Raw genomic sequence first — 24,325 nt, forward strand, 5'->3', positions numbered from 1 at the left:
AACGGCTCCAACGCAGGACCACGACGACGCACCGGCACATCCGAAGAATCACTCACGCAAGATCTAACGACGGATCTCGGGCGCAGGACACTAGCGCGTCTGGCAGTGACGTCCCACCCCCGCGTGACCGCCGCGGGCCCCGCCCGGCCGAAGCGGCTCGGCCCCGACCGGCAGACCGTCATTCGGACCGCTCCCCGACGACGAACTCCCCACCGCTACCCTTCCCCCCACCCGCGGACCGGCCCGCTACGGGCGGGCCGGTCCCCCCTGCTCATCCCCCAGAGGACGCCCATGTTCAAGGTCAACGAGTACTTCGACAGCACGGTGACGTCGATCGCCTTCACCACGGCGGACGGGCCGGCGACCGTCGGCGTCATGGCGCCCGGCGCGTACGGGTTCGGCACCGCGAAGCGCGAGATCATGCACGTGGTCTCCGGCGCCCTGACCGTCCGGCTGCCCGGCTCCGAGCAGTGGGAGACGTTCGAGGCAGGCGAGCGGTTCGACGTACCGGCCGACAGCGCGTTCCAGGTCAAGGCCGACGTCGAGACCGCCTACCTCTGCGAGTACCGTGACTGATTCCGGCCGCGCGGCCCGCCGGTAACGACCGGCACACGGGCGACCGCGAGTACCGCGATCGCCTCGACGGCTACTACACGGGCGGCACGGCCCTCAGACGGCCACTGGCGACAGCGACGGGACCCGCACCACCGGGCGGGACGCGACACCTCGCCGGTGACATCCGCCGCGCCACGCGCCGCCCCGTCCCCGACAGCGGCGGTGCCCCCTTCAGACATCACACACCCGGCCCTCCCGTGGGCTCGTGGGCAGGCGTCGGCACAGGAGTTGCCGAGTAAGTCCGAGGGGCGTCAGGGGTCAGGGGTCGGGGAGGTCGAGGGTGGCGAGGGCTCCGCCGTCGGGGGCGTTCGCGAAGGTCAGCCGGGCGTTGAGGACGAGCGCCTGCCCGGTGGCGATGGTGAGGCCGAGGCCGTGTCCTTGGCCGCGTTCGGCGGCCCCGGTGCGGAAGCGCTGCGGCCCGTCGGCGAGGAGGGCGTCGGGGAAGCCCGGTCCGTGATCGCGTACGGTGATCCGGCTGCCGGTGACGGCGACTTCGACGGGGGCGGTGCCATGCCGGTGGGCATTGGCGAGAAGGTTGGTGAGGATCCGCTCCACGCGGCGCGGGTCGGTGCGGACGGTGGCGGGCCTCGTCAGCCGCAGGCGGACATCGCCGTCGCCCCTCCCGCTCACCTCGTCGACGAGATCGCCCAGGGGGACCTCGTCGAGTCGGGCGCTCTCGACGCCGGCGTCGAGGCGGGAGACCTCCAGCAGGTCCTCGACCAGGGCGCGCAGGGCGCGGACCTGCGTGCGGACCAGGCCGGCGGCCTCGTCGTCCTCGGGCAGCAGACCGGCGGCCGTGACCAGGCCCATCAGCGGGGTGCGCAGCTCGTGGGCGACGTCGGCGGTGAAGCGCTTCTCCGCGGCGAGCCGGCCCTGGAGTGCCCCGGCCATCTCGTCCACGGCCGTGGACATCTCGGTGATCTCGTCCCGGGCGCGGCCCCGGCGGCCGATCCGGGCGTCGAGGTCGCCGTCCGCGATCCGGCGGGCGGTCCGGGACCCGTGGCGCAGGCGCCGGTTCATCCGTTCCGCCGCCAGCACGGTGAGGGGGACGACAACGGCCAGGGCGGCGAGGGCGGCCTTGACGATGCTGCGGTCCAGCAGCTGGAGGCTGCGCACGGTGGCGCTCATGTCGGTCCGCACCACGAGCACCTGACCGTCGCCGACCGGGACGGTTGCCCACATCCAGTACCAGTTCGGTGCTCTGACGTCGTACCACAGGGCGTACTCCCCCGGAGCCTTCGAACCTTCGAGGGCCTCGGCCAGCGGCCGGGGCAGGCCGGTCCGGGGCTCGAGGGAGGCGTTGTCGGGACGGCGGCCGGTGCGGGAGAGCTCCTGCTCGGCGGCGCCCAGTTGCGCGATCGCCTGGTCGCGCCCGGTCCGCTCGCCCTGCTCCGCGGTCGCCCGGTGGACGAGCAGGCCGATCACCACCGCGACCGCAGCGCAGGCGAGCACGACCAGGGCGGTGATCTTCCAGCGCAGGGAACGCGGGTCCAGGGGGCGCGGGCCGGTGCGTCGTACGGTCATCGCGTCAGCTCCGCAGGAGCTTGTAGCCGAAGCCCCGGACGGTTTCGATGCGGTCGGCGCCGATCTTCTTGCGCAGCCGTACCACGCACAGGTCGACCACCCGGGTGTCGCCCTCCCAGCCGTAGTCCCACACCTCGCGCAGCAGGCGGCGGCGGTCCAGGACCGTGCCGGGACTCTCCGCGAAGACCAGCAGCAGGCGCAGTTCGGTGGGCGTGAGGGCAACGGCACGGCCGTCCAGACGGACGTCCAGGCCGCGCGGGTCGATGGTCAGGCCGCCGAAGGTGAGCAGGTCGGGCACGTCCTCCGCGGGGAGGTCCCGGTGGCGGCTTCCCGGCCCGCCCGGCGCGGCCGGCTCCTGCCGAGCGGGCTCCGCGGCCGGGCGCTGGTGGAAGGTGGCGCGGCGCAGCAGGGAGCGGATGCGGGCGACGAGGACGGGGATGTCCACGGGCTTGACCACGTAGTCGTCGGCCCCGGCCTCCAGGCCGGCCACGACGTCGAGGGCGTCGCCGCGGGCGGACATCATCAGGACGGGGGTGAGGGTCTCCTCGCGCACGCGCCGGCACAGGCTGATGCCGTCGAGGCCGGGCAGCATGACGTCCAGGATCAGGACGTCGTGTGCGCCGGCCCGCACGGCGTCCAGGCCGTCCAGGCCGTCGCCGGTGACGTCGACCCGGTAGCCGTAGCGTTCCAGGGCCAGCTGGACCGAGCGGCGGATGACCGCGTCGTCCTCGACGAGGAGCACGTTGACCGCTTCGGGTACTCGGGTGGCGGACAAGAGCTCTCCGGTGTCGTCGCCTGGGGGTCGGGTCATCATTCCAGCACGTCCGGGGCCGGTCCCCGTCGCCGGGGGCCGCCGGGGGGAGCGCGCCGCCGGGGGCGGTGGCGGGTGGCCGGGGGGGTGGCGGGTGGCCGGGGGGGCGGTGGCGGGTGGCCGGGGTGGTCACAGCTTCAGGGACGCCGCGACCGGGAGATGGTCACTGCCGGTGTCCGGCAGGGTCCACGCGGAGCGCGCGGTGATGCCCTTCACCAGGATCTGGTCGATGCGCACCACCGGGAACGGCGCGGGCCAGGTGAAGCCGAAGCCGTCGCCGGCTTCCTGCTGGGCCGAGCGCAGCGGCCCGGTGAGCGGGTGCAGCGCGGAGTCGTCGAAGGAGCCGTTGAGGTCGCCCACGACGACGATCCTCGTGAGCGGCTCGCTGTGTACGGCCGCGGCGAGTTTGGCCGCCGCTTCGTTGCGGGCGGCGGTGGTGAACCCGGCGTCCGGGCGTACCCGGACCGAGGCGAGGTGCGCCGTGTAGAGGGCGAGGGGGCCCTTGGGAGTGAGGACGGTGGCGCGCAGGGCCCGGGTCCAGGGCATGATCTCCACCGGTTCCACGTCCTGGAGCGGGTACTTGCTCCACAGCGCGATGCCGCCGTGCACCTCGGAGTGGGCGTAGGTGGCGGCCAGCTCGCGCCGGTAGGTCTCCTGCGCCCGGCCCGCCAGTTCCTCCACCGCCACGACGTCGGCTCCGGAGCCGGCCAGGGCGCGTGCCGTTCGGCGTGGGTCGGGGTTGTCCTCGTTCACGTTGTGGCTGACAACGGTGAAGTCCCCGCCGCCCGCCCGCTTGTCGACCAGGGCCGGTGCGAACAGAACGCTCCAGACGAGAGCGGGCAGCAGGACGGCCACCGCTGCGAGAGCCGAGCGCCGTAGTGCGGCGAGGAGGAGAAGCAGCGCGATGCCCAGGCCTGACCAGGGCAGCACGGTCTGCCAGAGGCTGACCAGGTTGAGCGGGCCGCCCGGCAGCCAGGGGCCCAGGACCATCACGGCGGCGAGCACGGCGGCGGCTCCCGCGATCAGCCACCCGCGCCGCCCCACAGCACGACGGGCCGGCCGCGGCGAGCGCGTCGGGCGCGTCGGGCGCGTCGGGCGGCGAAGGACGCGGTCGCGAAGGACGCGGTAGAGAGGGACGTGGTGGCGGACCGTCCGACCACGGGGCCCATGCCCACCGTCGTCGCCGGGCCCGCCGGCCGACGTGGCGCTGTCCACGGGCGAGGGCGTCGTCGCGGCCGTTCCGGTGCGCGCGCTCATGCCCACTCCTGCCGGCCGCCGTCGAGAGCCGGCAGGACACCGGGCAGCTTCTGCCGCAGGGCGTCGACGAGCCGCCCGCTGCGCTCCAGGGCGGCCCGCAGGCCGTCGGCGGGAGTGGTACCGGCACGCTGGCCGAGCACCACGCCGTAGACGAGCCGGCGCCCCGAGCCGTCCGTGCCGTCAGCGACCTCCAGCGCCCACATCAGGTTCCCGCCCGCCGAGGTGGTCGAACCGGTCTTGAGGCCCACCACTCCGGGCAGGTCGAGCAGCCTGTTGGTGTTGCGCAGCGGTGCGGCGCGGCCCGGGAGCGTGGTGTCGCGCAGGGCCACCGTGGCCCGCAGCGCCGGGTCCTTCATCGCCTCGCGAGCCAGTTTGAGCTGGTCGGCGGCGGTGGACACGGTCGTGGCCTCAAGTCCGCTGGCCCCGGTGTAGGTGGTACCGGTCATCCCCAGCCGGGCCGCCTGCGCGTTCATCCGGGCAACGAACGCGTCCTCACTGCCCGCGTCCCACCGGGCCAGCAGCCGGGCCACGTTGTTGGCGGAGGGCAACAGCATCACCTCCAGCAACTTGCGCTGGGTCAGGCGCTGCCCGGCGGTGACGGGGGCGGTGGACTCGTCCGTCGCCTCCGCCTCTTCGGCGGCCCGCGCGTCGACCGTGATCGTCGGCCCGTCCTCGCCGTCCTGGAGCGGGTGGTCCCTGAGAACGACGTACGCCGTCATCACCTTGGTGACACTCGCGATCGGCACCGGCTGCTGCGGCCCTCTGACACCGAGCACACCGACCTTCGCCGCCGCGACGGCCGACTGGCCTTCCTGCGGCCACGGCAGACCCAGCGCCGTGATCGCCTCCGGTACCGGCAGCACCAGCGCCCCGCCGGCCCGGATGCCGCTGCCGACGGCCGCGTCGCCGCCCTGCCGGGCAGCCAGCGCGCCACCACCGGCACCGGCCCCGGCGAGCAGGACAACGGCCGAGGCCCAGAGCGCTCCACGACGGACCGGAGCAAGCCGACCGGGCGAGGAAGGCCGCTCCCGGTCCCCGTTCCGGTCTCGGTCCCGGTCCCGGTCTCGGTCCCGGTCTCGGTCTCGGTCTCGGTCTCGGTCTCGGTCTCGGTCTCGGTCTCGGTCTTCGGATGGTGTGGGAACTGACACGACAACGGCCTCCCGGAGCCAGAGGGACAAGGTCCCGGGGCCGCGGCCACCGGGTGTACCCACAGACTCCGCGACCGGCGCTTCGGCCCGGTCGTAGCGCGGCTTCCGCCATCACGCAGTCGTGTATCAACCATGTACCGGACCACCGGCGCCCCAGACCGGGCAGGAGCCCCGCAAAGCCGGACAGCCCGACCCGCCGGGCCGGACCCCGGCGGGGGGTGCCCCAGGCGGTGCCCCGCCGGACCGATCACCTGACAGCGCACCTACGCCGATCGCCCTTTCGTGACACCGACCCTTGGTACAGCCCTGCCACCGGGGGAATCGCGGGTAGTCTCACGACCCGGCGCCACGAAATCCCGACTCGCGCCGGGCCAGGCGGCCGGGGCCGGAACGGGCGGCGAGGTGGGGGGTGCGTCGGCCCGCCGCTCAGCCGGGTGGTCAGGCCGCTGACCCGTAGGGAGCGAGCCGGCGGGCGAGGTCCGCGGTGACGTCGGCGTTCTCCAGAGCGGTGGCGAGCGGGGCGGGCAGCGGGCCATCGGATGGCGTGGTGTCGTCGGCCCCGGGTGTCGGCGACCCCGGGGGCCCGTTGAACCAGGCACGGACGAAGTCGGCGACGGGGGCGGGGGCCGGCAGCGCGCCGTCGTCGGCGAAGGCCTCGGCGGCGTGCTCGTCGCGGCCGCGGCGGCCGTGGCCGTCGTAGTCGATGCCGAGCCAGCCGGTGATCTGGCGCCGGGTGAGCGCCGTTCGTACGGGCTCGTCCTCGTCGTCCTGGTCGTCCTCGCCCAGGTCGATGAACGCCTCCCGCAGCATCGCCTCTCCGTCCTCGGTGGCGTAGTCGGTGGAGCGGTCCGGGCCGGTGTCGTCGCCGGCCTCGCGGACCGCTCGGATCACGGCGTCGATGTACGGAACGTGCGGCAGGCGCTCTGTCGTCCGCGGCACTCCCTCTGGCACTCCCTCTGCTCTCGCCACGACGGTGCCCTGCGTGAGCGTCAACCCTCGGCCGCGGTTCGGGAACTGGCCGCCAGCGCCTCGCCGGCCCGCCGCTCCTGCGATGCCGGCCGGGGAGGTGTAGACGGTCCCGTGATTCCCCGGGTGCCCGGGGGCAGTGGCGGATGAGCGCCCGGGCCGTCCGGCGTGCTCGGATCGGCGCGGCTTCATGGCGCCCGGCATCGCCTGTCCGCCGCCCGACAACTCTAATCGGATAGTTCATCCGTTTCTATGCTACCGTCCCAGCAAGCGGATGAACTATCCGGATATCGGAGTGGAGGGGCACATGGCGAAGACAGCTGTGGTCACAGCGGGGACGGCCGGCATCGGGCTGGAGACTGCCCTGGGACTGGCCGCCGCCGGGTTTTCGGTCACCGTGGTCGGACGCGACGCCGACCGCGGCGCCCGGGCGGTCGGCCGAATCAACGCGACGAACCCGGCACATCCCGGACGGTTCCTGCCCGCCGACCTCGGCTCGCTCGACCAGGTGCGCGCGCTCGCCGACCGGATCACCGCCGAGCACGCCGCCTCCGGCGACCCGCTCACCGTGCTGGTCAACAACGTCGGGGCGATGTTCCCGCAGCGACGGACCCTGGACGGCATCGAAGCGTCGTTCCTCGTCAACCACCTCTCGCCGTACCTGCTGACGGAACTGCTGCTGCCCACGCTGACAGTCGGGGCGCCGAGCAGGATCGTGAACGTGACCTCGGGCGCGGTCGGGCTCGCGAAGAAGGCCTTCGACGCCGTCGAGCCGCCCGGCGGCTACTACGGCTTCCACTGGTACGGCCGCGCCAAGCTCGCCAACCTCGCCTACACGCTCGACCTGGCGAACCGACTGAAGGGCACGGCCACCTCCGTCTTCGCCGCCGACCCGGGAGGCGCCGCGACCGACATGACCAACGGCACCATGACCGACCCGAAGATCGTCTCACCGGCCCTGCGACTGCTGTGGCCGCTGGTGCGCCGCAAGTTCGACCGCTCCACGTCGGGCCCGGCGTCCGTGGCCGCCCGGTCCTCGATCGTCGCCGCCACCGACGAAGCCCTCGCGGGCCGGACCGGCATCGTCATCGGGGCCCAGGCGCGCCCGGTGACGCCGCTGCGCGCAGCCACCGACCCCCGCATCGCCCAGGACGTGCGCCGGCTCAGTGAACGGTACGCACCCCTCACCGCCGCCTGACAGTGCCAGGCGGTGCGGGCGCTGTCGGCGGTGCCATCCGGATGGAGAATCCGGTTAGCATGTCCCCCATGACGATGCCCCTGCGCAAGGACGCGGCACGCAACTGGGACCGGATCGTCGCGGTCGCCCGTGCACTGGTCGACCAGGGCACACCCTTGCAGCTGAACGACGTCGCCGGCCGCGCCGGACTCGGAGTCGGCACCGTCTACCGGCACTTCGCCACCCCCGAGGCGCTACTGGAGACCGTCGCCGCTCCCTGCCTGGAAGCCCTGGCCGACCACGGGCGGCAGGCTCTGGCCGGCACCGACCCCTGGCACGCCCTCGAAGGTTTCCTGTTCCGCACCGTCGAAGCGCAGGTCACCGACGCGTCCCTCGCCCCGGTCACCGCGGCAGCCACCGACACCCTGCCGCGCACCACGGAACTCAAAGAGACGCTTCGGTCGGTCGGCACCGCACTCCTCGACCGGGCTCGCGATGCCGGAGCGGTCCGACCTGACCTGGCCGCCACCGATCTCGTCCCGCTCATGTGCGGCATCGCCCACGCCGTCAATGTCCACGGCGGAAAACCCGCCGCCCGGATCGACACCGCCCACCGCTACCTGGCCACGCTCCTCGAAGGACTGCACGCCACGCCACAGCACGCGTGAGAACACCGCCCGCGCACCGACCGGGATGATCCGTACCGGGGTGATCCGTACCTGCTGCCACCACCTGTGCGGCGCACCGGACTGCGATCGCCGTCCCCCCTGGGGAAATCGTGACCACGAGGGTGGGGAGCTCCGTGACGCGCGGAAACGGTCGAAGGCGGGGAACTCCGTGACCGCCGACAAGGGTGCAACGCACCCGCCGCAACACGGCCTGCCAGCCATCCAGCAGAGGTAGAGGCCCAGTTCAGGGGTGCAACACGCAGTCTCCCGTCGCACCCCGCGACACGTCAGGGGCCGAGACACAGGACAGCAGCAGCCACCACAGACCGCACCGCCAGGACCAGGAGGCAGACAGCCCGACAGCGGACATCAGGCGGCGGGCGCCGGCGGCCCCCGCCGCCGGCGCCCGGCGTCCGGCCCGTCCGGGTCGCCGTCCGGTTCGGGTCAGCAGGTGCCGACGCGGCCGTTCAGCCGGGACCAGACCGCGGTCCACGGACCGTCGTTGTGGGGACGATAGATGACCAGGTTCCCGTCGTTCTGCAGGCGCAGCCAGTTGACAGGCGGGTTGCAGCCGAGTGCGGTTCCGGAGGCCCACAGGGCGCGCATGGAGCGGTCGTAGACGACGAGGTTGCCGTCCGACTGCATGATGACCCTGCCCGGCGAGGTGTTGGCGGTCCCGGTGGTCCAGACCGCGTGTCCGCCCTCGTCGTACTGCACGAGGTTGCCGTCGTTCTGGTAGACGAGCCGCTGATCGCCGTTACCGGAGACCAGCGAGTCGCCGGGGAGCAGACAGGTGCGCCAGTCCATGTGGTCCCAGCCACGCGGGTTCCGCGTGCACTTCCACTCCTGGTCGACGGCGTCGGCCGACGCGCTGGTGGCGGTGGTGAGGCCGATGCCGCCGGCCAGGGCGGTCGCGGCGATTGCGAGTGCGACGAGCCGCTTGGACGTCCTGCGGATGGTCATGGCGTTCCTCCTCGCCCCGGAGCGTTCCCGACCGCTCCCGGGCCTGCGGTTCATGGCGGCGCGGTACCCCTCCCCGCCCCACCGATGGTCCGGAGCCCCGTTCAGCGGCCCCGTACCTGACAACGCTCCGCACACGACCAGCGGTTCAGACACCCGGACGACGAAGCGGCCACCCGGACGAGCACACGTCGAACCTCCGGGGACAGGACGGTCATCCCCTCCAAGGTGATCGGCTGGTGCTTCCGGCCCGGCAGCAGCACTCCCCGGCCCTCCCGTGGCTGCTGTTCGTCCTGGCCGACACCCGCGAGCGGGCCGCCCGCCAGCGCGTACGCGATCTCAAGGCCGATGCCGACGGCCACCCGATGGTGCGGCGGATGCCGACCGGCGTGAAGGCCGGCGCTGCCCGCCTGGCCGACCTCGAGGACCCGGTGCGGGGCCTGGGACCTGTAGTCCTGCCCGCCGGCCCGGCCCGCGCCATGCCGGGGCCGGGCCCGGACTCCGGGGCGCCGTCAAGGTGCCCGGCCCCGGCCTCACGAGATTCGTCAAGGTGTCCGGCCCGTCTCCACGGTGGGGGGCCGGCCATCGAGGAGTCCACCACGTCTCCTGTGCCATGGAACCTTGATCGATTGCCATCGAAGATGGACGGCCTGCTGTTGTGTCTCCGAGGGTTGACCGCGTGGGTCAGCGGCTTGTTCGCACGTAGGCCACGGTGCCGGGCGTCGTTGTGTCGGCCTACCCCGACCGCTACCAGTTGGAGGCCGCCGCCGCGCAGCGGATCGTCAACGCCGACGGCACCGCGTCCACCGCGTCCACCACGCCCCCGAAACCGCACTCGCTGCCGACCGGGGCCCTGGTCGAGTCGGCCGCCGGGCCGACGTGGTGATGATCGCCGGTGCCCGGGCTCCCGCCGCGGCCTCCGACGTCACCGCGGACCACTACGACCTGAGCTGGATCGTGCTCGTCGACGACACCGCGTTCCGGTCGCTGCCCGGCCTTGCGCCGGCGGGCACCGTCGTCCTCGACCAGTCCGGCTCCGACGCGAGCCGGTACGTGGCGGTCGACGGCGCGGCGCTGCCGATCTCCGGCGCCGAGTGGACGGCCGACGGCTACGAAACCCGCTCGCTGATGGGCGTTCCAGCCCCTGCCGGATAGCCTCACCTGCGACTCTTCCTCCAAGCAACCGCTGGCAGGAAGCCGCGTCCCACTGACACCGCGCCCGAACATCCCCACCGGCCGGCTCGACGGGCGCGCCGATACCGCACCCTGCGCCATGCCCGAGGCCGTCGCGAACGACCGTTCCGCCGCTACCGGGCGAGCAGGGCACTGACGGTCTTGCCGCCGCCCTCCCGACGTACGACAGCGGTCGCACGGGCAAGACGGTTGACCATGGGCCAGCCGAAACCCCCGGCGCCGCCGTCGAGGTCCGGGGTCCGCATGCGCGGCAGCCGCGAGCTGCGGTCGTGCACGGCCACCTCCACACCGTCCGCCTGCGCGGTCAGGTCCAGAGTGAACGTGCCGCCGCCATGGCGCAGGGCATTGGTGACGAGCTCCGAGACGACGAGAAGCACCGTCTCCGCAGCCTCGGGCGTGGACGCCGGGACGAGGCCGTCGAGGAACCCGCGCGCTCTCTCGCGCGCGGCCGCGACACACGAGCCCGAACCGAGGGCCGCGACCTCAACGCTCACCATGCCCATCATTCACCTACTTCCTGCGTCGCCGACCCCGCTCCATCCTGCCCGAACCTTGTGCCCCGCCATGAGAGCGCCAACCCCGCCACGATCACCCCGCTGCCCACGCCGGTCCCCCGCGTCCGCCCCTTCCATGCGCGTGAACGGTTTGCTCGTTGCACCTGCTGACGTTGCGGAACGGGGTCGGGCGCTGAAGGAGATCGACCTGCTGTAAGCGATCGGCATCGAGGAGGATCCGGAGCTGTGCCAAGGCGAACTTGCGAGCCCTCGGGAATGAATCCCAGGATCTCTCGGCTGTCGATCAAGCCGGGGTGAGCACAACTGCCCGGCTCCATATGTGTGCAGCTTTGAGGGAGTGTCAGCAGTATGTCCGTTACACAGCCTGCCGCCGAGCGCGTGCGTGTCTCCGCGGAACCCGACTGGTACGAGTCGGCCGGTATATCGCTCGGCGTCCGAGTCGGGAACTTGGTCTTCACGTCGGGGCAGGCGCCGATTGATGCCCAGGGGGCCACGGTCGGCGCGGGGGACTTCGAGACGCAAGCCCGTCAGGCGCTCGCGAATCTTCCGAATGCGTTGCACGACCGGGACGAACTGTGGGGCGGCGCCCCACTGGCCTGGAGTGATCAACATGGCCAGAGGGCGGCGCCCGCCTTCACTCGCGAGGTGGATCTTGCAGGCCGGGCCGCCCCGGGGCCCGCAGAACAGCGCGTGCGCCTTTCCCCGCACTCGCGGCGCTGTTCTGCGGGCCCCGGCGGCATGCCGGTGGGCCCGGCAGGAGGTGGAGTTCCACGGTGAACGACCAGAACTCACAGGGCGGAACCATGTCGCAGTTCTACCGGTGGGAGCGGGTACTTGACGGCGACCCTTCAGGGCGCGGGTTGTAGCCTGACCCGCCCCGAGGGCCCGGTCCGAAGCCTTGGCACGGTTCGGGCCCACAGTCCGGCGGGTGGCCCGCTGAATCCCTCATCTGGAGCCAGTTGCGAGAGGAGCGCCCCGTGCCGACCGACACCCCGGTCCTCGTGCACGTTTCCGATCGATCCTTCGGCCTGCTGGACACCGGCCTTATCCCGGTCGGCCCTGAAGACGACTACTCCAACGGTCTGGTCATCACCATGACCTCAGGTGCCCGCATCCACACCGGTATCCACACCGGGCCGGCGCGTGCGTACGTCACCGTTCTCACCGCCCGCCCCGACGACGGGAAAGGCCCGGACCCGCGCTGGAGCGAGGTCGTCGAGGCCAGCGTCCACGCCCCGCGCGGGAATCTGCGCGTCGACTCGCTGTCCGACGGCCCGGTGCCCGGACTTCCCGTTCTAAGCGCGCAGGGCCCGGGCTGGTACCGCATCCTCGTCAAGGCCCGCGGCCGGGACACCGCACCCGACAGCGTTGTCAGCGAACCCGTCGAGGACTACGAGATCACCATCTGGCCTGAGCCGCCGTCCCGTTCGCACATCATCCAGACCCAGGATCAGTGCGGTCACGGCTTGAGGCTGGCAGCCGGCCGCTACCCCGCACCGCCGCCCCGAGCCCCCTCCATGCCGTGCGGCAGTACGGCCGAGGAGGAACGACAGGCCGCCAACCTCGCGCGCCTTCGTGCCATGGGCGCCTCACCGTCCTCGGACCCGGACCCGGCCATGCAGCCGTGGAAGCCCATGCCGGACCAGCCCGCACCTCGGCCGCGCAACCCGGGGCCTACTATTTGAAGCCGTTCCACCAGGGCGAGAGCATGTGGGCTGAGCCACAAACGCGAACCCACGCTCCAAGCCCATCTCGCCGCGCAACGTTGAAGATCAAGATCGGCAAACAGGGCAACCCTGTGTGGCTGGTGATACAAGTCGCCTCACAGTCGACCGTTGGCGCCTACCGTCGGATTGCCGCGGTGTCAACGGCCGCCGGCGTTCGGCACTGACCCACCCCGTTCCGGCCGGTGGAACGCCCGACGCCGGGAGGCAGTTCTGCCCGGTCGCTTGCTCAGCCTTGTTCCGGGCCGAACGTCCTTGTCGGTGGCTTCGTCTACGGTCTTCCCATGCGTGATCAGCTGTCGATGCAACTGAAGGGAACTCAGGTGGACGGTTCAGGAGACGTGCGGGCGGCCTGGGCACGGTTCACCGCGTGGCTCGAACGCTACGACCCCGGGGTCGTCGCCGTCCTCGGCGGGCCGGGGGACTCGGAGGCCATCGGCCGGGCCGAGGTGCGCATGGGTCTGGCACTGCCGCCGGAGCTGCGGCAATGGCTCCTCGCACACGACCTGGACACCGGCTGGCGGGGCGAGCCCCGCGAGACCCTGGTGGAGCGGGGCTGCGACGTACCCGTTCCCGGCGGTCATCTCCTGCTCGGCTTGGCGGACATCGAGCGGGTCTACCTCCACCGGCTCGCCGTGGAGCGAATGGAACCCTCCGACGATCCGGACTACCCGTCGTGGCGCCCGGAGTGGGTGCCGATCACGGCGGAGCGCGACGGCCTCTACGGGACGTTCCTGGACACGGCCAGCGGGACGGTCGGCAGGTGGGCCGAGTACGACCTGCCCGACGAAGGCGTCCACGCGTCGCTGTCCGCCTTCTTCCAGCAGGCGGCGGACGAGTTGGAAGGAATCACCACCGGTGACTGGCGCGGCCCCGGCGCGCCCGTGCGAGCCTAGCGCGACGCGCCCCAACCGGAGGACGAGGCGATACGCCACTGGACCCGCACTCACGGCATGGTTGTGAACGACGCTGCTGGCCCGGTGAAGCCTTGCCGCCCGTTGCCGAAAGCGACGGTCATCGCGTTATGACTCATGGACAGGAGCACGAGGTCGCCGCAGGGGACGGGGAGCCGCAGACGAGAGGGCACCAGCCGCAGCACGGCCGGGGTTGCCTGATCGGCCAGCAGGCAAGCCTTCTTGCTCGGCTCTCCGACGTGCCTCCCGGGTTGAACTCTCGCGACCGCCGGCGGGATCAGTTGAGCAGGCCCACGCGACGGTACCCGAGGAGGTCCTCGGGCTCGTAGATGGCCGTGCGCGTCGTCGGTCCGGGCCGGGTTGGGTCGGTCGAACCGCGGCAGCGCTTCGGCCTCGGCGTCGAACAGGGCGGTCCCGGAGCCGTATCGATCCGGTGGCACAGGGCAGTGCCCGGGTCTGACCGACCGCCTTCCGATGGCGCCACCCGGCTGGAGGACTTGAGTCTCCTGCTCTTGTCTACGGATCCCGGGCTGGGCGGCCCCGGTCTCGGCGTTCGGACCTGCGGAAATTCGTGATCACAGGTGGGTCACGTGATCTTCACAGCGGCCGCCGCGTGCCGGAGGCTGTCGCCCGTGAAGAACGTCCTCTGGTCCACGCTCGCCGCCCTGTCGGCCACCGCCCTGTTCGCCGACGACAGGCCCGCCACCCTGCGGGTCCGGCTTCTCGCCCTGGCGGGCCTGGTGCTGTCCGCGCTGGCCACCCAGGCATGGGTCCTGGCCACCGCCCGCCTACAGAGCAAGCAGATCGCCTACGTCAGTCTCGGGCGCGGCCGAATCCTGGCCGAAGTCGTGATCGGCGAGACCCTCGTCCAGTTGAGGAAGATTCCGGGACCGCTGGACGTCGCCTGGTTCGCGTGCCGTGCCCCGCTGGCGAGGCTGCGCGTGTGGCTCGGCACCGCCCTGTCGGTCGTCCTCCAACTCGCGGCCGGGGCCTGGCTCCTGGGCACGAGCGCCTGGCCCGTGGGCGCGGCCGCGATCGGCGCGACACTCGTACGGGTGGCATCCACCCTGCGCGGCCCCTTGGGCACCGGCCGGATCCTCCTCGTGGTCCCCTTCAAGCCGTCGTCGCTCCCGCTCAGCTCCTCCGCCGACGTCCGGGCCACGACCGCCGTCCTCCAGGGTCGTGTCGCGGACCTGCGCGCCGCCGTACCGGAACTGACCGAGCAGGACCGGCCGGATCTGGACCGCGGACTGCTCGCCCTCGCCGAGGGCCGCTACGCCGAGGCGGAGCAGTGGGGCCGCGCGGCCGCAGCACAGGGCTGGTCCGACGGCCGCCACAGCGAAATCCTGCTGGTCAGCAGCGCAATCGCCGGCGCGGCGGACGCGGGGACGCTCCCGCGTGAGAGCTACCTGCCCCGCCTGAGCAGCGCGATGGACGCGATCGACGCCCCCAAGGCCAAGGTCGACCTCATGGTTCCCGCCAGCGCCGACCTCGCACGCTTCGAGGACCGGACCGACGACGCCGTCACCACCGCCAGACGCCAGCAGAACCGACACCCCGAACGCCTCTGGCGGGCCGAGGCGGCATGCACACTCGCCGGCGCACTCACCCACGCCGGACAGTTCGACCAGGCCCAGGACGCCCTCCGCCGCGCCCACCGACTCTGCCCCGGACTGGCCCGCACCGCACACATGGAACGGCTGCTCGGGGAAGCCCGGGACCGCGCACCCACCGAGGTCACGCCCGCCACTCCGTGAACCTCCCGGCAAGGCGCCCGGGGCGCGAGGAGATCGTCATGGGTACCTGGGACGTCGGCCCGTTCGAGAATGACAAGGCCGCGGACCTCGCCGGGGTCAAGACCGGCGGCCGCCGAGGAGAACACCCCGTCCGACCCGGATCACGGTCAGTGCCGACTTGCGCTTGTCGTACGCCGCCTGATCGAGGCCGAGTGAGAAGGCGTGGACGCGCTTGTAGGGCGGGAAGTCGGTGGCAGCGCGGCCCATGTGACGCCGTTGTCGAACTCTGCCCGGCCGCACTGCGCCGCCCCCCAGCCACGGAGCGCTGCTCCACTCCCTCGGGGACCACCTGGAGCTGTACGAGCGCGCCCTGAGGGTGCCCCCCGACACCACCCACCGCTCCTCGGGCAGAAGACAACCGATCAGCGCTCCCTCGCCGAGGCCTATATCTACCTGACGCCGCACGCCGGCCGGCGCGGGCTGCTCACCGTCGCCCTGAGGGACACCCCCGAGGCACATGTGCGGGATTTCGCCGTCCAGGTCCACAACGCCATCGCCGATACCGGACCCGTCCTCCGACAGCTCCGGGCCCGGTCTACTCAGTCCTCCGCGTCCTGACTAATCTTCAACGAAGTTTCACGATATGTCGATTACATAACATTCAGAAAGGGACATGGTGGGCAAACTAACTGCGCGGGTCCTCATACCTTCGCTGCTCGGCGTCCTGTTGGTTCCCCTGTCACCAGGGTCGTCATCTGCGGCCACGGCACCGTCCGTGTGGGTGGAGAGCGGCTACGACCACGTCTTCTCGTCCTCGGCCGCCCCCGGCCGCGCCACCCCGCGGGTCGACCTGTTCGCCGCCCGCAACGAGACCCAGGCCGCCCAGATCGCGGTACGCGCCGACGCCCAGCTGACCGGCCTCCACCTGGTCCCCGGCGACCTGGCCGGTCCGGGCGGGGCCACCATCCCGGCCTCTCGGATCACCGTGAACCGGGAGTACAACCACCCGAACGTCGACAAGAAGACCGACTGGGCGGGCAACGACCACCAGGAGCCCCCGGACGGCGGGTCGAGCTACTACGACGCGCTGGTCGAGAACACCCCGTACAGCCTCGCCGCCAACACCACCCAGCCGTACTACTACAGCGTCGCGGTGCCGACCGGGCAGGCCCCCGGGGTCTACACCGGGCGGGCCACCGTGCAGAGTTCGGCCGGCGCCGTGGACGTCCCGGTCTCGGTGACGGTGTACGACGCGGCGGTTCCGCCGGCCAATCGGTCGACGTTCCGGACGAACAACTGGTTCACCTCGGTCGGCTGGGACTACAACTGGACCGAGGCCTCGATCCCCGCGCAGTACACCAGGAGCGACGGCTCGGGCGCGCCGGTCCAGGCCTTCGACGAGGACTGGTGGAAGGTCATCACCAACTTCGCCGCCGACCACGCCAAGCACCGCAACAACGTCGTCTACGCGGACTTCCAGGCCCTGTCCATCCCGGACACCACGTCGGACGCCAACGGCAACCTGACCTTCAGCTGGAAGAACTTCGACCGCTTCCTGCAGACCTTCCAGGACGCCGGCGCCCTGCAGTACATCTACACCCCCACCCTGCTGGAGAGCAGCAGCGACCTGGAGGCCCTCGTCCCGAACGGCCGGGGCGGTGTCCAGAAGGTGTTCAAGCCGGCCGGTTCGGAGGAGGCCGGCACGTACCTGGACACGGTGTTCAAGGCGCTGAAGGACCACCTCGACACCAAGTGCCTGGACGCGGGGCCGACCTGCGCCCCGGGGCGGCGCTGGAGCGACGTCTTCTACATGAGCGCCGTCGACGAGCCCAACCCCGCCGACACCACCCAGACCCGGAACGCGGTGTGGCTCTACGAGCACTACAAGGGCGTGTTCCCGGCCGGCCTGAGCAACGAGTCCCGCCAGAGCCCGGTCCCCGGCATCGACGGCTCGCTCGGCACGGTGACCTCCATCGGCGGGCCGCAGTACGACGAGAACATGGCGTACTACCAGAACCTCCGCCTCTCCGGGAAGGACTTCTGGCTCTACTACTGCAACAACCCCACCGACAAGCACCTCAACCGCTACATCAGCTACCCGCTGTCCGACTCCCGGCTGACGCCGTGGATGGTGGCGTCCGCCGGCGGCAACGGCTTCCTGCACTGGGGCTGGAACATCTGGACCGACCCGTACAACAACTACGCCCCCCTCGACACCTTCAACGGCAGGATGGACGGCGACTTCTACCTCGTCCGTCCCGACAAGGCCACCTACGGCGTCTACGACAGCGTCCGCAGCGAGGCCCTGCTCGCCGGCATCCAGGACTACGAGCTGCTTCACCAGCTCTCCGCCACCAAGCCGGTGCTGGCCCGCGCCCTCATCGGCTCTCTGATCAGCGGCACCACCACGTTCTCCACCTCCGGCGCGGCGGCCGACCAGCGGCACAAGCAGATCCTCGACGCGCTCGCCTCCCCCGCCCCGGACGCGCTCTTCCCGTTCGACGACGACTTCGGCCCGGACAAGGACGCCTCCTGGCGCACCGCCCGCGGCTCCTGGTCGGCGGCCGGGGACGGCGGGTACGTGCAGGGTGACGCCAACTCCGGCTGGGACGTGGTCGCGGGGCTGGCCGGCCGCGCGTACCAGGACGTCTCCGCCTCCGTCGACCTCCGGATCACCGGGGTCAGGCCCGACGGCGGCGACACCAACTGGGCGGGCATGGTGGTCCGCAACCAGAACCCGACCGAGTCGCAGACCGGGTACCTGGTCGCGCTGCGCAACAACGGCGAGGTGTTCGTCAACCGCAGCGGCGTCCCACTGGCGTCCGCCACGGTCCCGGGCTACGCCCCGGGCCAGACGGTCAGCCTGCGGGTGTCCGCCCAGGGCGGCACGATCACGGTCTACGCCGGGGCCGTCCAGCTGCTCACCGTGACCGACCAGGGCTACCCGGTCGGCGGCTTCGGCCTCGCCACCGGGGGGGCGTCCGCCCGCTTCGAGCACGTGCGGCTCGATCCGGGCACCGACCCGGCGCAGAACGCCGCCGTCACCACCTCCAGCACGTACGAGGGCGACGGCTGGAGCACGGCCGCGCTGACCGACGGGCGCCGGGGCCTGGCCACCGGCACCAACGGCTGGAGCAGCAACACCACCGTGAACGCGGACCACAGCGAGTGGGCCCAGCTGGACCTCGGCTCGACCAGGCGGATCAGCCGGGTGGACCTCCACCCGCGCGCCGACGGTCCGGCCGCCGGCAAGGGCTTCCCGGTGGACTTCACCATCCAGGTCTCCGCGGACGGCTCCACCTGGTCGACCGTCGCCGACCGCAAGAACTACCCGAAGCCGTCGGACGCCTCCGCCCAGACCTTCCCGTTCCAGCCCGCCGACGTGCGCTTCGTCCGGGTGACAGGGACCAGGCTCGGCACCGACCCGAACGGCCACTACCGGATGCAGCTCGCCGAGATCGAGGCGGCGGGCGGCGAGCTGGCGGTCAACCGGCCGGTCCAGGCGTCGAGTTCGGCGGGCCCCTACAGCTGGCGGCCGGCCGCGGTCAACGACGGCGTCGCGAACTCCACCCTCGACCACTCGATGGGCTGGAGCAGCGCCCGCTCCGCCGGGGCGGTCGCGAACGAGTGGGTCACCGTGGACCTCCAGGGCCCCAGCCTGATCAGCCGGGTGAGCCTGAGCCCGCGCACCGACGGGGCCAACACCGGTCTGGGCTTCCCGGTGGACTACACCGTCCAGGTCTCGGCGGACGGCAGCACCTGGTCGACCGTCGCCACCCGGACGGGCACGCCGCGCCCCGGCGCGGCGCCGCAGGTCCTCACCTTCGCTCCGACCACGGCCCGGTACGTGAAGGTCACCGGCACCCGGCTGAGCGCCGACCAGTTCGGCGACTACTACCTTCAGCTCGGTGAACTCGGCGTCAGCTGACCCGGACCGTTCTCGGGCCCCCGACGGCATGGCGGTGTCCAGGGGTCGTTGCCGCACGTGGTTCGTCGTTCAGGCCGCGAGCAGTTCGTGCGGGCGCTCGGCCGGGGTCTCCCAGCCGAGCGCTTCGCGTGGCGGCCGTTGAGTTCGGCGGCGACGGCAGCGAGGTGTTCTGGGTCGTGGGCGGCCAGGTCGGTGCCCTTGGGGGAGCATTGCCGCAGCGAGCCGTTGGCGCCTCCATGCCCAGCGGCGAGTTCGTGTGGGGTGATGTGGTGCTGTCAAGAGGCCGGGTCGGCGGAGAAGACCGCTTCGGCGGTCAGGCGGACGGTGTCGGGCTCGTCGTCATCCGGGGCTGTCAGGCGGTGGCCCTGCCGAACAGGTGGTTGGCAGGAGCGTCCGGGTCGTCGCCGTAGAAGAACTCCGAAACCGCCTGGTGGAACTCGGTGCGGTCCAGCGCGCCGGAGCCGTCCCGGTCCAAGGCGGCGAAGACCTCGGCGCAGTCCTCGCCGGGAACGCCTGAGATCGAGTTGAACATCAGCTGGAACTCCGCCTGCTCGATCTTGCCGTTTCCGTTGAGGTCGACGAGGTCGAAGAAGCAGTTGGTGACCGGCTCGATCTGTTCCGGGAACCGGGCAGGATCGGTCAGGGCCCGCTTGAAGCCTTCGGTCATCTCCCGCAGATCGACCTTTCCGTCACCGTCCTGGTCCATCGGGGCGATCACGTTCGTCCAGAACTCGTCCATCCCCTCGGTGAGCCGGCGGGCGGTCGCGGAGTCGGGCGCGGTGGCCCGGGCGGCGATGTAGCGCTCGCTCATCGCACGGACGTCCTGCCGGGTGATGAACCCGTCGCCGTCGGTGTCGGCGCCCCTGAACCACTGGCCGTACTTGAGGTCTCGAAGTGCACTCATGACTGCGCACAGTATTCATTCGGTTACCCAATCGCAAACGGGTGAGTGGGGTATCCCGGCGGGCCGGCCAGTGGCCGCGCGTTTGACGACGGCGAACCCGAGACACGCCCCGACGGGGTCGGGAGTTCTTCGTGTCAACGTTCGAGGTGTGGCGGCACGAAGGCGAGCACCTCCGGAAGAGGGCCGTCGTAGACCTCGACGTCGACCAGCGCGCTGTGCGCACTCGGCCCCTGGGACAGGCGCGAGCAGCCTCGATCCGCGGTGAGGGAGTTCGGATTGCCGTGGCGGTCCAGGGTTCCGCTCAGGCCCGGCCGGACCGGATCCCACCACGCTCCCGTGGACAGCTGGACAACGCCTGGCATGACGTCGTCCGACAGGACTGCGCCCGCCAGGCAACTGCCCCGATCGTTGTGGACCCGCACGATCATGCCGCTTTCGATGCCGCGGGACGCGGCGTCCAGCGGATTGATCGTCACGGGCTCACGACCAAGGATCTTCGACTTGAGGCTGTGGCCGCCGTTGTCGTACTGGCTGTGCAGACGGGAGGCCGGCTGATTCGAGATCAGGTGCAGGGGGAATCGGTCCGACAGGCCGCCACGGAGCCACTCCACCGGTTCGAACCACGCCGGATGCCCGGTGCAGTCGTCGTAGCCGAACGAGTCGATCTCCTCGGAGAAGATCTCGATCCGACCCGACGGCGTCGTCAGGGGGAACCGCTGCGGATCTGAGCGCAGCGCCTCGAAGCTGCCGGGGAACGGTCCGCTCAGCGCCGGCAGCTCAGCGGTGGAGCGTCGCCAGAAGTCGTCGAAGCTTGGCAAGGCGGTGTCGTCGCCGAGGTTGGCCCTCGTCTGCTCGTAGAGGTGCCGGACCCATTCGATCTCGGAGCGCGACTTCGTGAACTCCTGCTCGTATCCGAGCCGGGAGGCCAGGGCGGTGAAGATGTGGTGGTCGGTGCGCGACTCACCCTCCGGCTCGCGGACCTTCGGCATCGCGACGAGGTGAGGGTCGGAGAACCCGGCGGCGAAGTCGTCGCGCTCGAGGCTGGTGGCGACGGGAAGGACGATGTCGGCGAACTTGGCCGTGGTGTTCCACCAGGCTTCGTGCACCACCACCGTGTCAGGAATCTGCCAGGCGCGGGCCAGCCGGTGGAGATCCTGGTGGTGGTGGAACGGGTTGCCTCCGCACCAGTAGATCAGGCGAAGCTCGGGCAGGGTGAGGCGCCGGCCGTCGTAGTCGATGGTCCTGCCCGGATGCAGCAGGGTGTCGGCGATCCGTGCGACAGGGATGAAATCCGCAACAGGGTTGGGACCCTGGGGAATCGACGCCACGGAGGGCCGGCCGGGGGCGACACCGGTCGCGTCCATCGTCGCGTAGCCCGCGCCCCAGCCGCAGCCGGGCCGCCCCATCGAGCCCGCCATGGCAGCCAGCACGACCGACATCCAGACTGGCTGTTCGCCGTGGTCCGCCCGCTGTATCGCGTAGTTGACCATGATGAGGGAAGGTTGCGTGGTGAGGCGGCGCGCGAGGTCGGTGATCGTGTCGCGGCTGATGCCCGTGATCGTCGCCGCCCAGTCAGCGTCCTTCGGGACGCCGTCCAGGTCGCCGACCAGGTAGGAGGCGAAGCGGTCGAACCCGACGCAGCACCGGCGCAGGAAGTCTTCGTCGTGCCATCCGTTGACCAGCATCGTGTGGGCGATGCCGAGCATCGCGGCGGTGTCGGTGTTGGGAATGACGGGTAGCCACTCGGCGTCGAGGAAACCTGCGGCGTCGCTGCGGATGGGGCTGACGTTCACGAACCGCACCCCGGCCGCTCGGCACTTCCGTTGCAGCTCCTGCGTCCGGTGCCGGGCCAGCCCGCCCGGGTTGACCTGGCTGTTCTTCAGGGCCAGCCCTCCGAACGCCACCACCAGCTCACAGTTCTCGGCGATCTCGTCCCACATCGGCATCCGGCACTGGTAGCTCCACGGGGCCCCGCCGATCACATGGGGAAGGATGACCTCCAAAGCCGCGGTGCTGTACGTGTTGCGCGAGTCGGTGTATCCCCCGCCCAACCCCAGGAAGCGGTGGAGCTGACCTTGCGCGTTGTGGAAGGCCCCCGCACTCGCCCAGCCGTACGATCCGCCGAACACCGCGCTGTCTCCGTGCTGGGCACGCACCCGACTCAGTTCCTCGCTCACCAGGGTGATCGCGTCGTCCCAACTCACCTCCACGAAGGCGTCCGTGCCCCTGGCCGTGTCGTGGACGCGCGGCAGACCGTTCAGCCAGCCCCTGCGGACCGCTGGGCGCAACACGCGAGCGCTGTCGTCGGCGGCTGTCACCATCCCGGGGCCGATAGGCGACGGCGCCGGGTCGTCGCTCCTCGGCTCGATGCGCACCAACCGGCCAGAATCGACCACCGCGATGAAACTGCCCCAGTGCGTCGCAACCGACATGCGTCGTTCCACCGTGCATCAACTCCACTCCTGATGTTTGCCCGGCTCCCGGACAGCGGTTGCCTACGCCGCAGGGCTCCACTTCACTCGGCGGGCCGCAGAACACAGGCTCCCCCTGCGGCCCGCCGCCCAACCCTGTAGGTGACGAGCCTTCCAAGGGCCGCACGGCAGCGCCGACCGACGCCCGGCAGGTCGCCAGCCTGTTCGAGTCAGCGGGCCAGCAGGAGGGAAGTCGAGGGCGCGAGAACGCGGGTGCGGCCCCTCATTCCCCGGGGCAGCCAGGAAGGACATCACCGAGTTCGCCTCGTCCGCGGACTTCCGGGTGGCGACGAGGAGCAGGCCGACGGCCACGCCGGCCAGCTCTGCCACCCGGCTTTCGGGCACGCCCTCACGGACCGCTCGCTGCACCATCGGGTGGACCCGCACGGAGCGGTGCTGGTCCGCCGGGTCGTGGTCGAGCAGGCTCCAGCGGTGTGACGATGCTCCCGCTACCTCCCGACGATGCCCTCGGTGCCGGTGGTGTGCTGCGCGGGCTCAGGCGACCGGCAGGTCACGGACGGCGGGACGGTGGTCGTGCTGACCCGCCGCGGCCGACTGCCCGATCTGGTCCGCCCGCTGACCACCTGGCGCGCCTCCAGGCCGTGGACCCGAGCGACCTGCCGCGCTCGGCGCGCTCGCCAACGTCCAGCCTCTCCGGGCTGCCCACGAGCCGCAGAGGGACGAGCTGACCATCCCGTTCCTCGGTCCCGAACGCGCCGCCTGGCCGTACCCGTTCGGCGACCTGCGCGGGCCGGCGCCACCCTGGCGGCGGGCAGCGACCGGACGGCGGCCGTCGCTCGAGCGCCGGGTGCGTCCGCCGGGGTGGCGGACGCACCCGGCGTTCCGGGCATCCCCCGGCATTCCCGGCGCACCCCCGGCGTCCCCGCCCGCGCCGGGGAGCCGGACGGCGGAGCGGTGCCGCCCTACGCCTGCGCCTCCCGCACCCAGTCCGGCGTGCGGAAGCCGCCGCCGCCGTACATGGGGAGCCGGACGGTGTCGCCGTAGCGGGCGAGCTGGGCCCAGGGGCGGTTGAGGCCGGCCGAACCGTGGCGGCGGACGCGGGTGACGGCGTCCAGGTCGAGGACGTCGACCAGGATCTCCTCCCCGGGGCCGGCCTGCTGGCGGACGATGCCCTCCGGGTCCACGACGACGCTGGCGCCGACGCCGGCCGGGTCGGCGGCGTTGACGTTGACCACGTACACCTGGTTGGTCCAGGCGTTGGCGCGGGCGCAGACCAGCTCCATCTCCCGGTCGCGGGTGGTGGTGAGGGTGGGCTGGATGACGATCTCCGCGCCCAGCCAGGCGAGTTGGCGGTAGGTCTCGGGGAACGAGCCGTCGTAGCAGACGGCCAGGCCCACCCGGCCGGTACCGGGGATGTCGAAGACGGTGAACTCGTGGCCCGGGGCGGCGCGTTCGTACGGCTGCCAGGGGAAGACCTTGCGGTAGCGGGCCGCGATCTCGCCCTGGGGGGAGACGGCGATGGCGGTGTTGTAGACGAGCCCGTCCGCCGGATCCCGTTCGAAGAGGCTGCCGGGGACGAGCCAGAGGCCGGTCTCCACGGCGAGCGCGCAGATCCGGTCGGTGAGCGGGCCGGGGACGGTGACGGCGGCCCGCTCCATCCAGTCCGCGGGTGCCGGCCGCAGGAGCGGGCCTTCGGCCGCGAGCAGCAGTTCGGGAACGACGACGAGCTGGACGTGCGGGAAGAGCGCCCGCGTCGTGCGGACCTGGTCGGCGAAGCGCTGCCAGCTCGCTTCGAGGTCGTGGGGGACGGGCGAGGTCTGCAGGGCGGCGATGGCGAGCGTGCGCATGGTGT

Annotated in this window: 19 protein-coding genes and 4 pseudogenes; 11 read left to right on the forward strand and 12 right to left on the reverse strand. The window is 71.7% G+C overall.

Annotation, left to right across the window (positions count from 1 at the left end; translation table 11 throughout):
- The first annotated feature begins 291 nt into the window (after positions 1-291).
- Positions 292-576 carry a pyrimidine/purine nucleoside phosphorylase gene (gene ppnP / locus ACZ34W_RS36010; protein WP_465610329.1) on the forward strand — a complete coding sequence of 95 codons (285 nt, stop codon included), beginning with the start codon at positions 292-294 and terminating at the stop codon, positions 574-576.
- A 297-nt stretch (positions 577-873) separates the two neighbouring features.
- Here the strand turns inward: ppnP and ACZ34W_RS36015 are convergent, their stop codons facing one another.
- The 5 genes from ACZ34W_RS36015 to ACZ34W_RS36035 all read right to left on the reverse strand — a co-directional run bounded on the left by ACZ34W_RS36015 (position 874) and on the right by ACZ34W_RS36035 (position 6,294).
- Positions 874-2,139, reverse strand: coding sequence for a sensor histidine kinase (locus ACZ34W_RS36015; RefSeq protein ID WP_465610331.1), 1,266 nt, complete (start codon positions 2,137-2,139; stop codon positions 874-876).
- Positions 2,140-2,143: 4 nt separating this feature from the next.
- On the reverse strand, positions 2,144-2,950 hold the full coding sequence (locus ACZ34W_RS36020; RefSeq protein ID WP_465610333.1) for a response regulator transcription factor: 807 nt from the start codon (positions 2,948-2,950) through the stop codon (positions 2,144-2,146).
- 129 nt (positions 2,951-3,079) lie between these two features.
- Positions 3,080-3,955, reverse strand: a complete 876-nt coding sequence (locus ACZ34W_RS36025) for an endonuclease/exonuclease/phosphatase family protein (RefSeq protein ID WP_465610335.1) — start codon at positions 3,953-3,955, stop codon at positions 3,080-3,082.
- Positions 3,956-4,203: 248 nt separating this feature from the next.
- Positions 4,204-5,070: a D-alanyl-D-alanine carboxypeptidase family protein gene (locus ACZ34W_RS36030; protein ID WP_329485094.1), complete on the reverse strand. Its 867-nt coding sequence runs from the start codon at positions 5,068-5,070 to the stop codon at positions 4,204-4,206.
- Between the two features lie 723 nt (positions 5,071-5,793).
- Positions 5,794-6,294 carry a hypothetical protein gene (locus tag ACZ34W_RS36035; RefSeq protein WP_465610337.1) on the reverse strand — a complete coding sequence of 167 codons (501 nt, stop codon included), beginning with the start codon at positions 6,292-6,294 and terminating at the stop codon, positions 5,794-5,796.
- A gap of 334 nt (positions 6,295-6,628) precedes the next feature.
- Between ACZ34W_RS36035 and ACZ34W_RS36040 the strand changes: the two genes are divergently transcribed.
- Both ACZ34W_RS36040 and ACZ34W_RS36045 read left to right on the forward strand, forming a co-directional pair.
- Complete coding sequence (locus ACZ34W_RS36040; RefSeq protein WP_465610339.1) at positions 6,629-7,519, forward strand: SDR family NAD(P)-dependent oxidoreductase; 891 nt, start codon at positions 6,629-6,631, stop codon at positions 7,517-7,519.
- Positions 7,520-7,587: 68 nt separating this feature from the next.
- Positions 7,588-8,166, forward strand: coding sequence for a TetR/AcrR family transcriptional regulator (locus tag ACZ34W_RS36045; protein ID WP_329485098.1), 579 nt, complete (start codon positions 7,588-7,590; stop codon positions 8,164-8,166).
- Between the two features lie 444 nt (positions 8,167-8,610).
- On the opposite strand, the gene ACZ34W_RS36050 is transcribed toward ACZ34W_RS36045, so the two are convergent.
- On the reverse strand, positions 8,611-9,129 hold the full coding sequence (locus ACZ34W_RS36050) for a hypothetical protein (protein ID WP_329485099.1): 519 nt from the start codon (positions 9,127-9,129) through the stop codon (positions 8,611-8,613).
- A gap of 709 nt (positions 9,130-9,838) precedes the next feature.
- Here ACZ34W_RS36050 and ACZ34W_RS36055 point away from each other — a divergent pair.
- The gene (locus tag ACZ34W_RS36055) at positions 9,839-10,012 is read left to right on the forward strand and encodes a hypothetical protein (RefSeq protein WP_465610342.1); all 174 of its coding nucleotides are present in this window, start codon (positions 9,839-9,841) and stop codon (positions 10,010-10,012) included.
- Entirely contained in the window at positions 10,006-10,281 is a 276-nt protein-coding gene (locus ACZ34W_RS36060) for a hypothetical protein (protein ID WP_465610344.1), read from the forward strand. The genes ACZ34W_RS36055 and ACZ34W_RS36060 overlap by 7 nt, the downstream gene beginning before the upstream one ends.
- A 152-nt stretch (positions 10,282-10,433) precedes the next feature.
- Here the strand turns inward: ACZ34W_RS36060 and ACZ34W_RS36065 are convergent, their stop codons facing one another.
- On the reverse strand, positions 10,434-10,823 hold the full coding sequence (locus ACZ34W_RS36065) for an ATP-binding protein (protein ID WP_465610371.1): 390 nt from the start codon (positions 10,821-10,823) through the stop codon (positions 10,434-10,436).
- A gap of 360 nt (positions 10,824-11,183) precedes the next feature.
- Here ACZ34W_RS36065 and ACZ34W_RS36070 point away from each other — a divergent pair.
- Positions 11,184-11,339: pseudogene (locus tag ACZ34W_RS36070) on the forward strand (RidA family protein); the annotation flags it as partial.
- Positions 11,340-11,381: 42 nt separating this feature from the next.
- Here ACZ34W_RS36070 and ACZ34W_RS36075 read toward each other — a convergent pair.
- Positions 11,382-11,621 (reverse strand): annotated as a pseudogene (locus ACZ34W_RS36075) (IS5/IS1182 family transposase); the annotation flags it as partial.
- Positions 11,622-11,812: 191 nt separating this feature from the next.
- Between ACZ34W_RS36075 and ACZ34W_RS36080 the strand changes: the two are divergent.
- From ACZ34W_RS36080 to ACZ34W_RS36095, 4 genes are all read left to right on the forward strand, one after another.
- On the forward strand, positions 11,813-12,520 hold the full coding sequence (locus tag ACZ34W_RS36080) for a hypothetical protein (protein WP_465610346.1): 708 nt from the start codon (positions 11,813-11,815) through the stop codon (positions 12,518-12,520).
- A gap of 323 nt (positions 12,521-12,843) precedes the next feature.
- Positions 12,844-13,455: an SMI1/KNR4 family protein gene (locus ACZ34W_RS36085; RefSeq protein WP_465610348.1), complete on the forward strand. Its 612-nt coding sequence runs from the start codon at positions 12,844-12,846 to the stop codon at positions 13,453-13,455.
- A gap of 650 nt (positions 13,456-14,105) precedes the next feature.
- Entirely contained in the window at positions 14,106-15,230 is a 1,125-nt protein-coding gene (locus ACZ34W_RS36090) for a hypothetical protein (protein ID WP_465610350.1), read from the forward strand.
- Between the two features lie 760 nt (positions 15,231-15,990).
- On the forward strand, positions 15,991-19,137 hold the full coding sequence (locus ACZ34W_RS36095; protein WP_465610352.1) for a discoidin domain-containing protein: 3,147 nt from the start codon (positions 15,991-15,993) through the stop codon (positions 19,135-19,137).
- Positions 19,138-19,206: 69 nt separating this feature from the next.
- Here ACZ34W_RS36095 and ACZ34W_RS36100 read toward each other — a convergent pair.
- The 3 genes and pseudogenes from ACZ34W_RS36100 to ACZ34W_RS36110 form a co-directional block, all read right to left on the reverse strand.
- A pseudogene (locus ACZ34W_RS36100) lies at positions 19,207-19,364 on the reverse strand (IS30 family transposase); the annotation flags it as partial.
- Between the two features lie 125 nt (positions 19,365-19,489).
- Positions 19,490-20,041, reverse strand: a complete 552-nt coding sequence (locus ACZ34W_RS36105; RefSeq protein ID WP_465610354.1) for an EF-hand domain-containing protein — start codon at positions 20,039-20,041, stop codon at positions 19,490-19,492.
- A 134-nt stretch (positions 20,042-20,175) separates the two neighbouring features.
- Positions 20,176-22,485 (reverse strand): molybdopterin-dependent oxidoreductase, encoded by a 2,310-nt coding sequence (locus tag ACZ34W_RS36110; RefSeq protein ID WP_465610356.1) that lies wholly within the window; start codon positions 22,483-22,485, stop codon positions 20,176-20,178.
- Between the two features lie 608 nt (positions 22,486-23,093).
- Between ACZ34W_RS36110 and ACZ34W_RS36115 the strand changes: the two are divergent.
- A pseudogene (locus tag ACZ34W_RS36115) lies at positions 23,094-23,292 on the forward strand (amidohydrolase); the annotation flags it as partial.
- 143 nt (positions 23,293-23,435) lie between these two features.
- Here ACZ34W_RS36115 and ACZ34W_RS36120 read toward each other — a convergent pair.
- Positions 23,436-24,320 (reverse strand): carbon-nitrogen hydrolase family protein, encoded by an 885-nt coding sequence (locus ACZ34W_RS36120; RefSeq protein ID WP_465610358.1) that lies wholly within the window; start codon positions 24,318-24,320, stop codon positions 23,436-23,438.
- Between the last annotated feature and the right edge of the window lie 5 nt (positions 24,321-24,325).

It is taken from the genome of Kitasatospora sp. NPDC022856 (assembly GCF_055561235.1).

Coding starts and splice junctions, on each gene's coding strand:
- ACZ34W_RS36120 (WP_465610358.1), bottom strand. CDS start 24,320: ATGCGCACGCTCGCCATCGCCGCCCTGCAGACCTCGCCCGTCCCCCAC.
- ACZ34W_RS36050 (WP_329485099.1), bottom strand. CDS start 9,129: ATGACCATCCGCAGGACGTCCAAGCGGCTCGTCGCACTCGCAATCGCC.
- ACZ34W_RS36045 (WP_329485098.1), top strand. CDS start 7,588: ATGACGATGCCCCTGCGCAAGGACGCGGCACGCAACTGGGACCGGATC.
- ACZ34W_RS36105 (WP_465610354.1), bottom strand. CDS start 20,041: ATGAGTGCACTTCGAGACCTCAAGTACGGCCAGTGGTTCAGGGGCGCC.
- ppnP (WP_465610329.1), top strand. CDS start 292: ATGTTCAAGGTCAACGAGTACTTCGACAGCACGGTGACGTCGATCGCC.
- ACZ34W_RS36020 (WP_465610333.1), bottom strand. CDS start 2,950: ATGACCCGACCCCCAGGCGACGACACCGGAGAGCTCTTGTCCGCCACC.
- ACZ34W_RS36015 (WP_465610331.1), bottom strand. CDS start 2,139: ATGACCGTACGACGCACCGGCCCGCGCCCCCTGGACCCGCGTTCCCTG.
- ACZ34W_RS36040 (WP_465610339.1), top strand. CDS start 6,629: ATGGCGAAGACAGCTGTGGTCACAGCGGGGACGGCCGGCATCGGGCTG.
- ACZ34W_RS36085 (WP_465610348.1), top strand. CDS start 12,844: ATGCGTGATCAGCTGTCGATGCAACTGAAGGGAACTCAGGTGGACGGT.
- ACZ34W_RS36065 (WP_465610371.1), bottom strand. CDS start 10,823: ATGGGCATGGTGAGCGTTGAGGTCGCGGCCCTCGGTTCGGGCTCGTGT.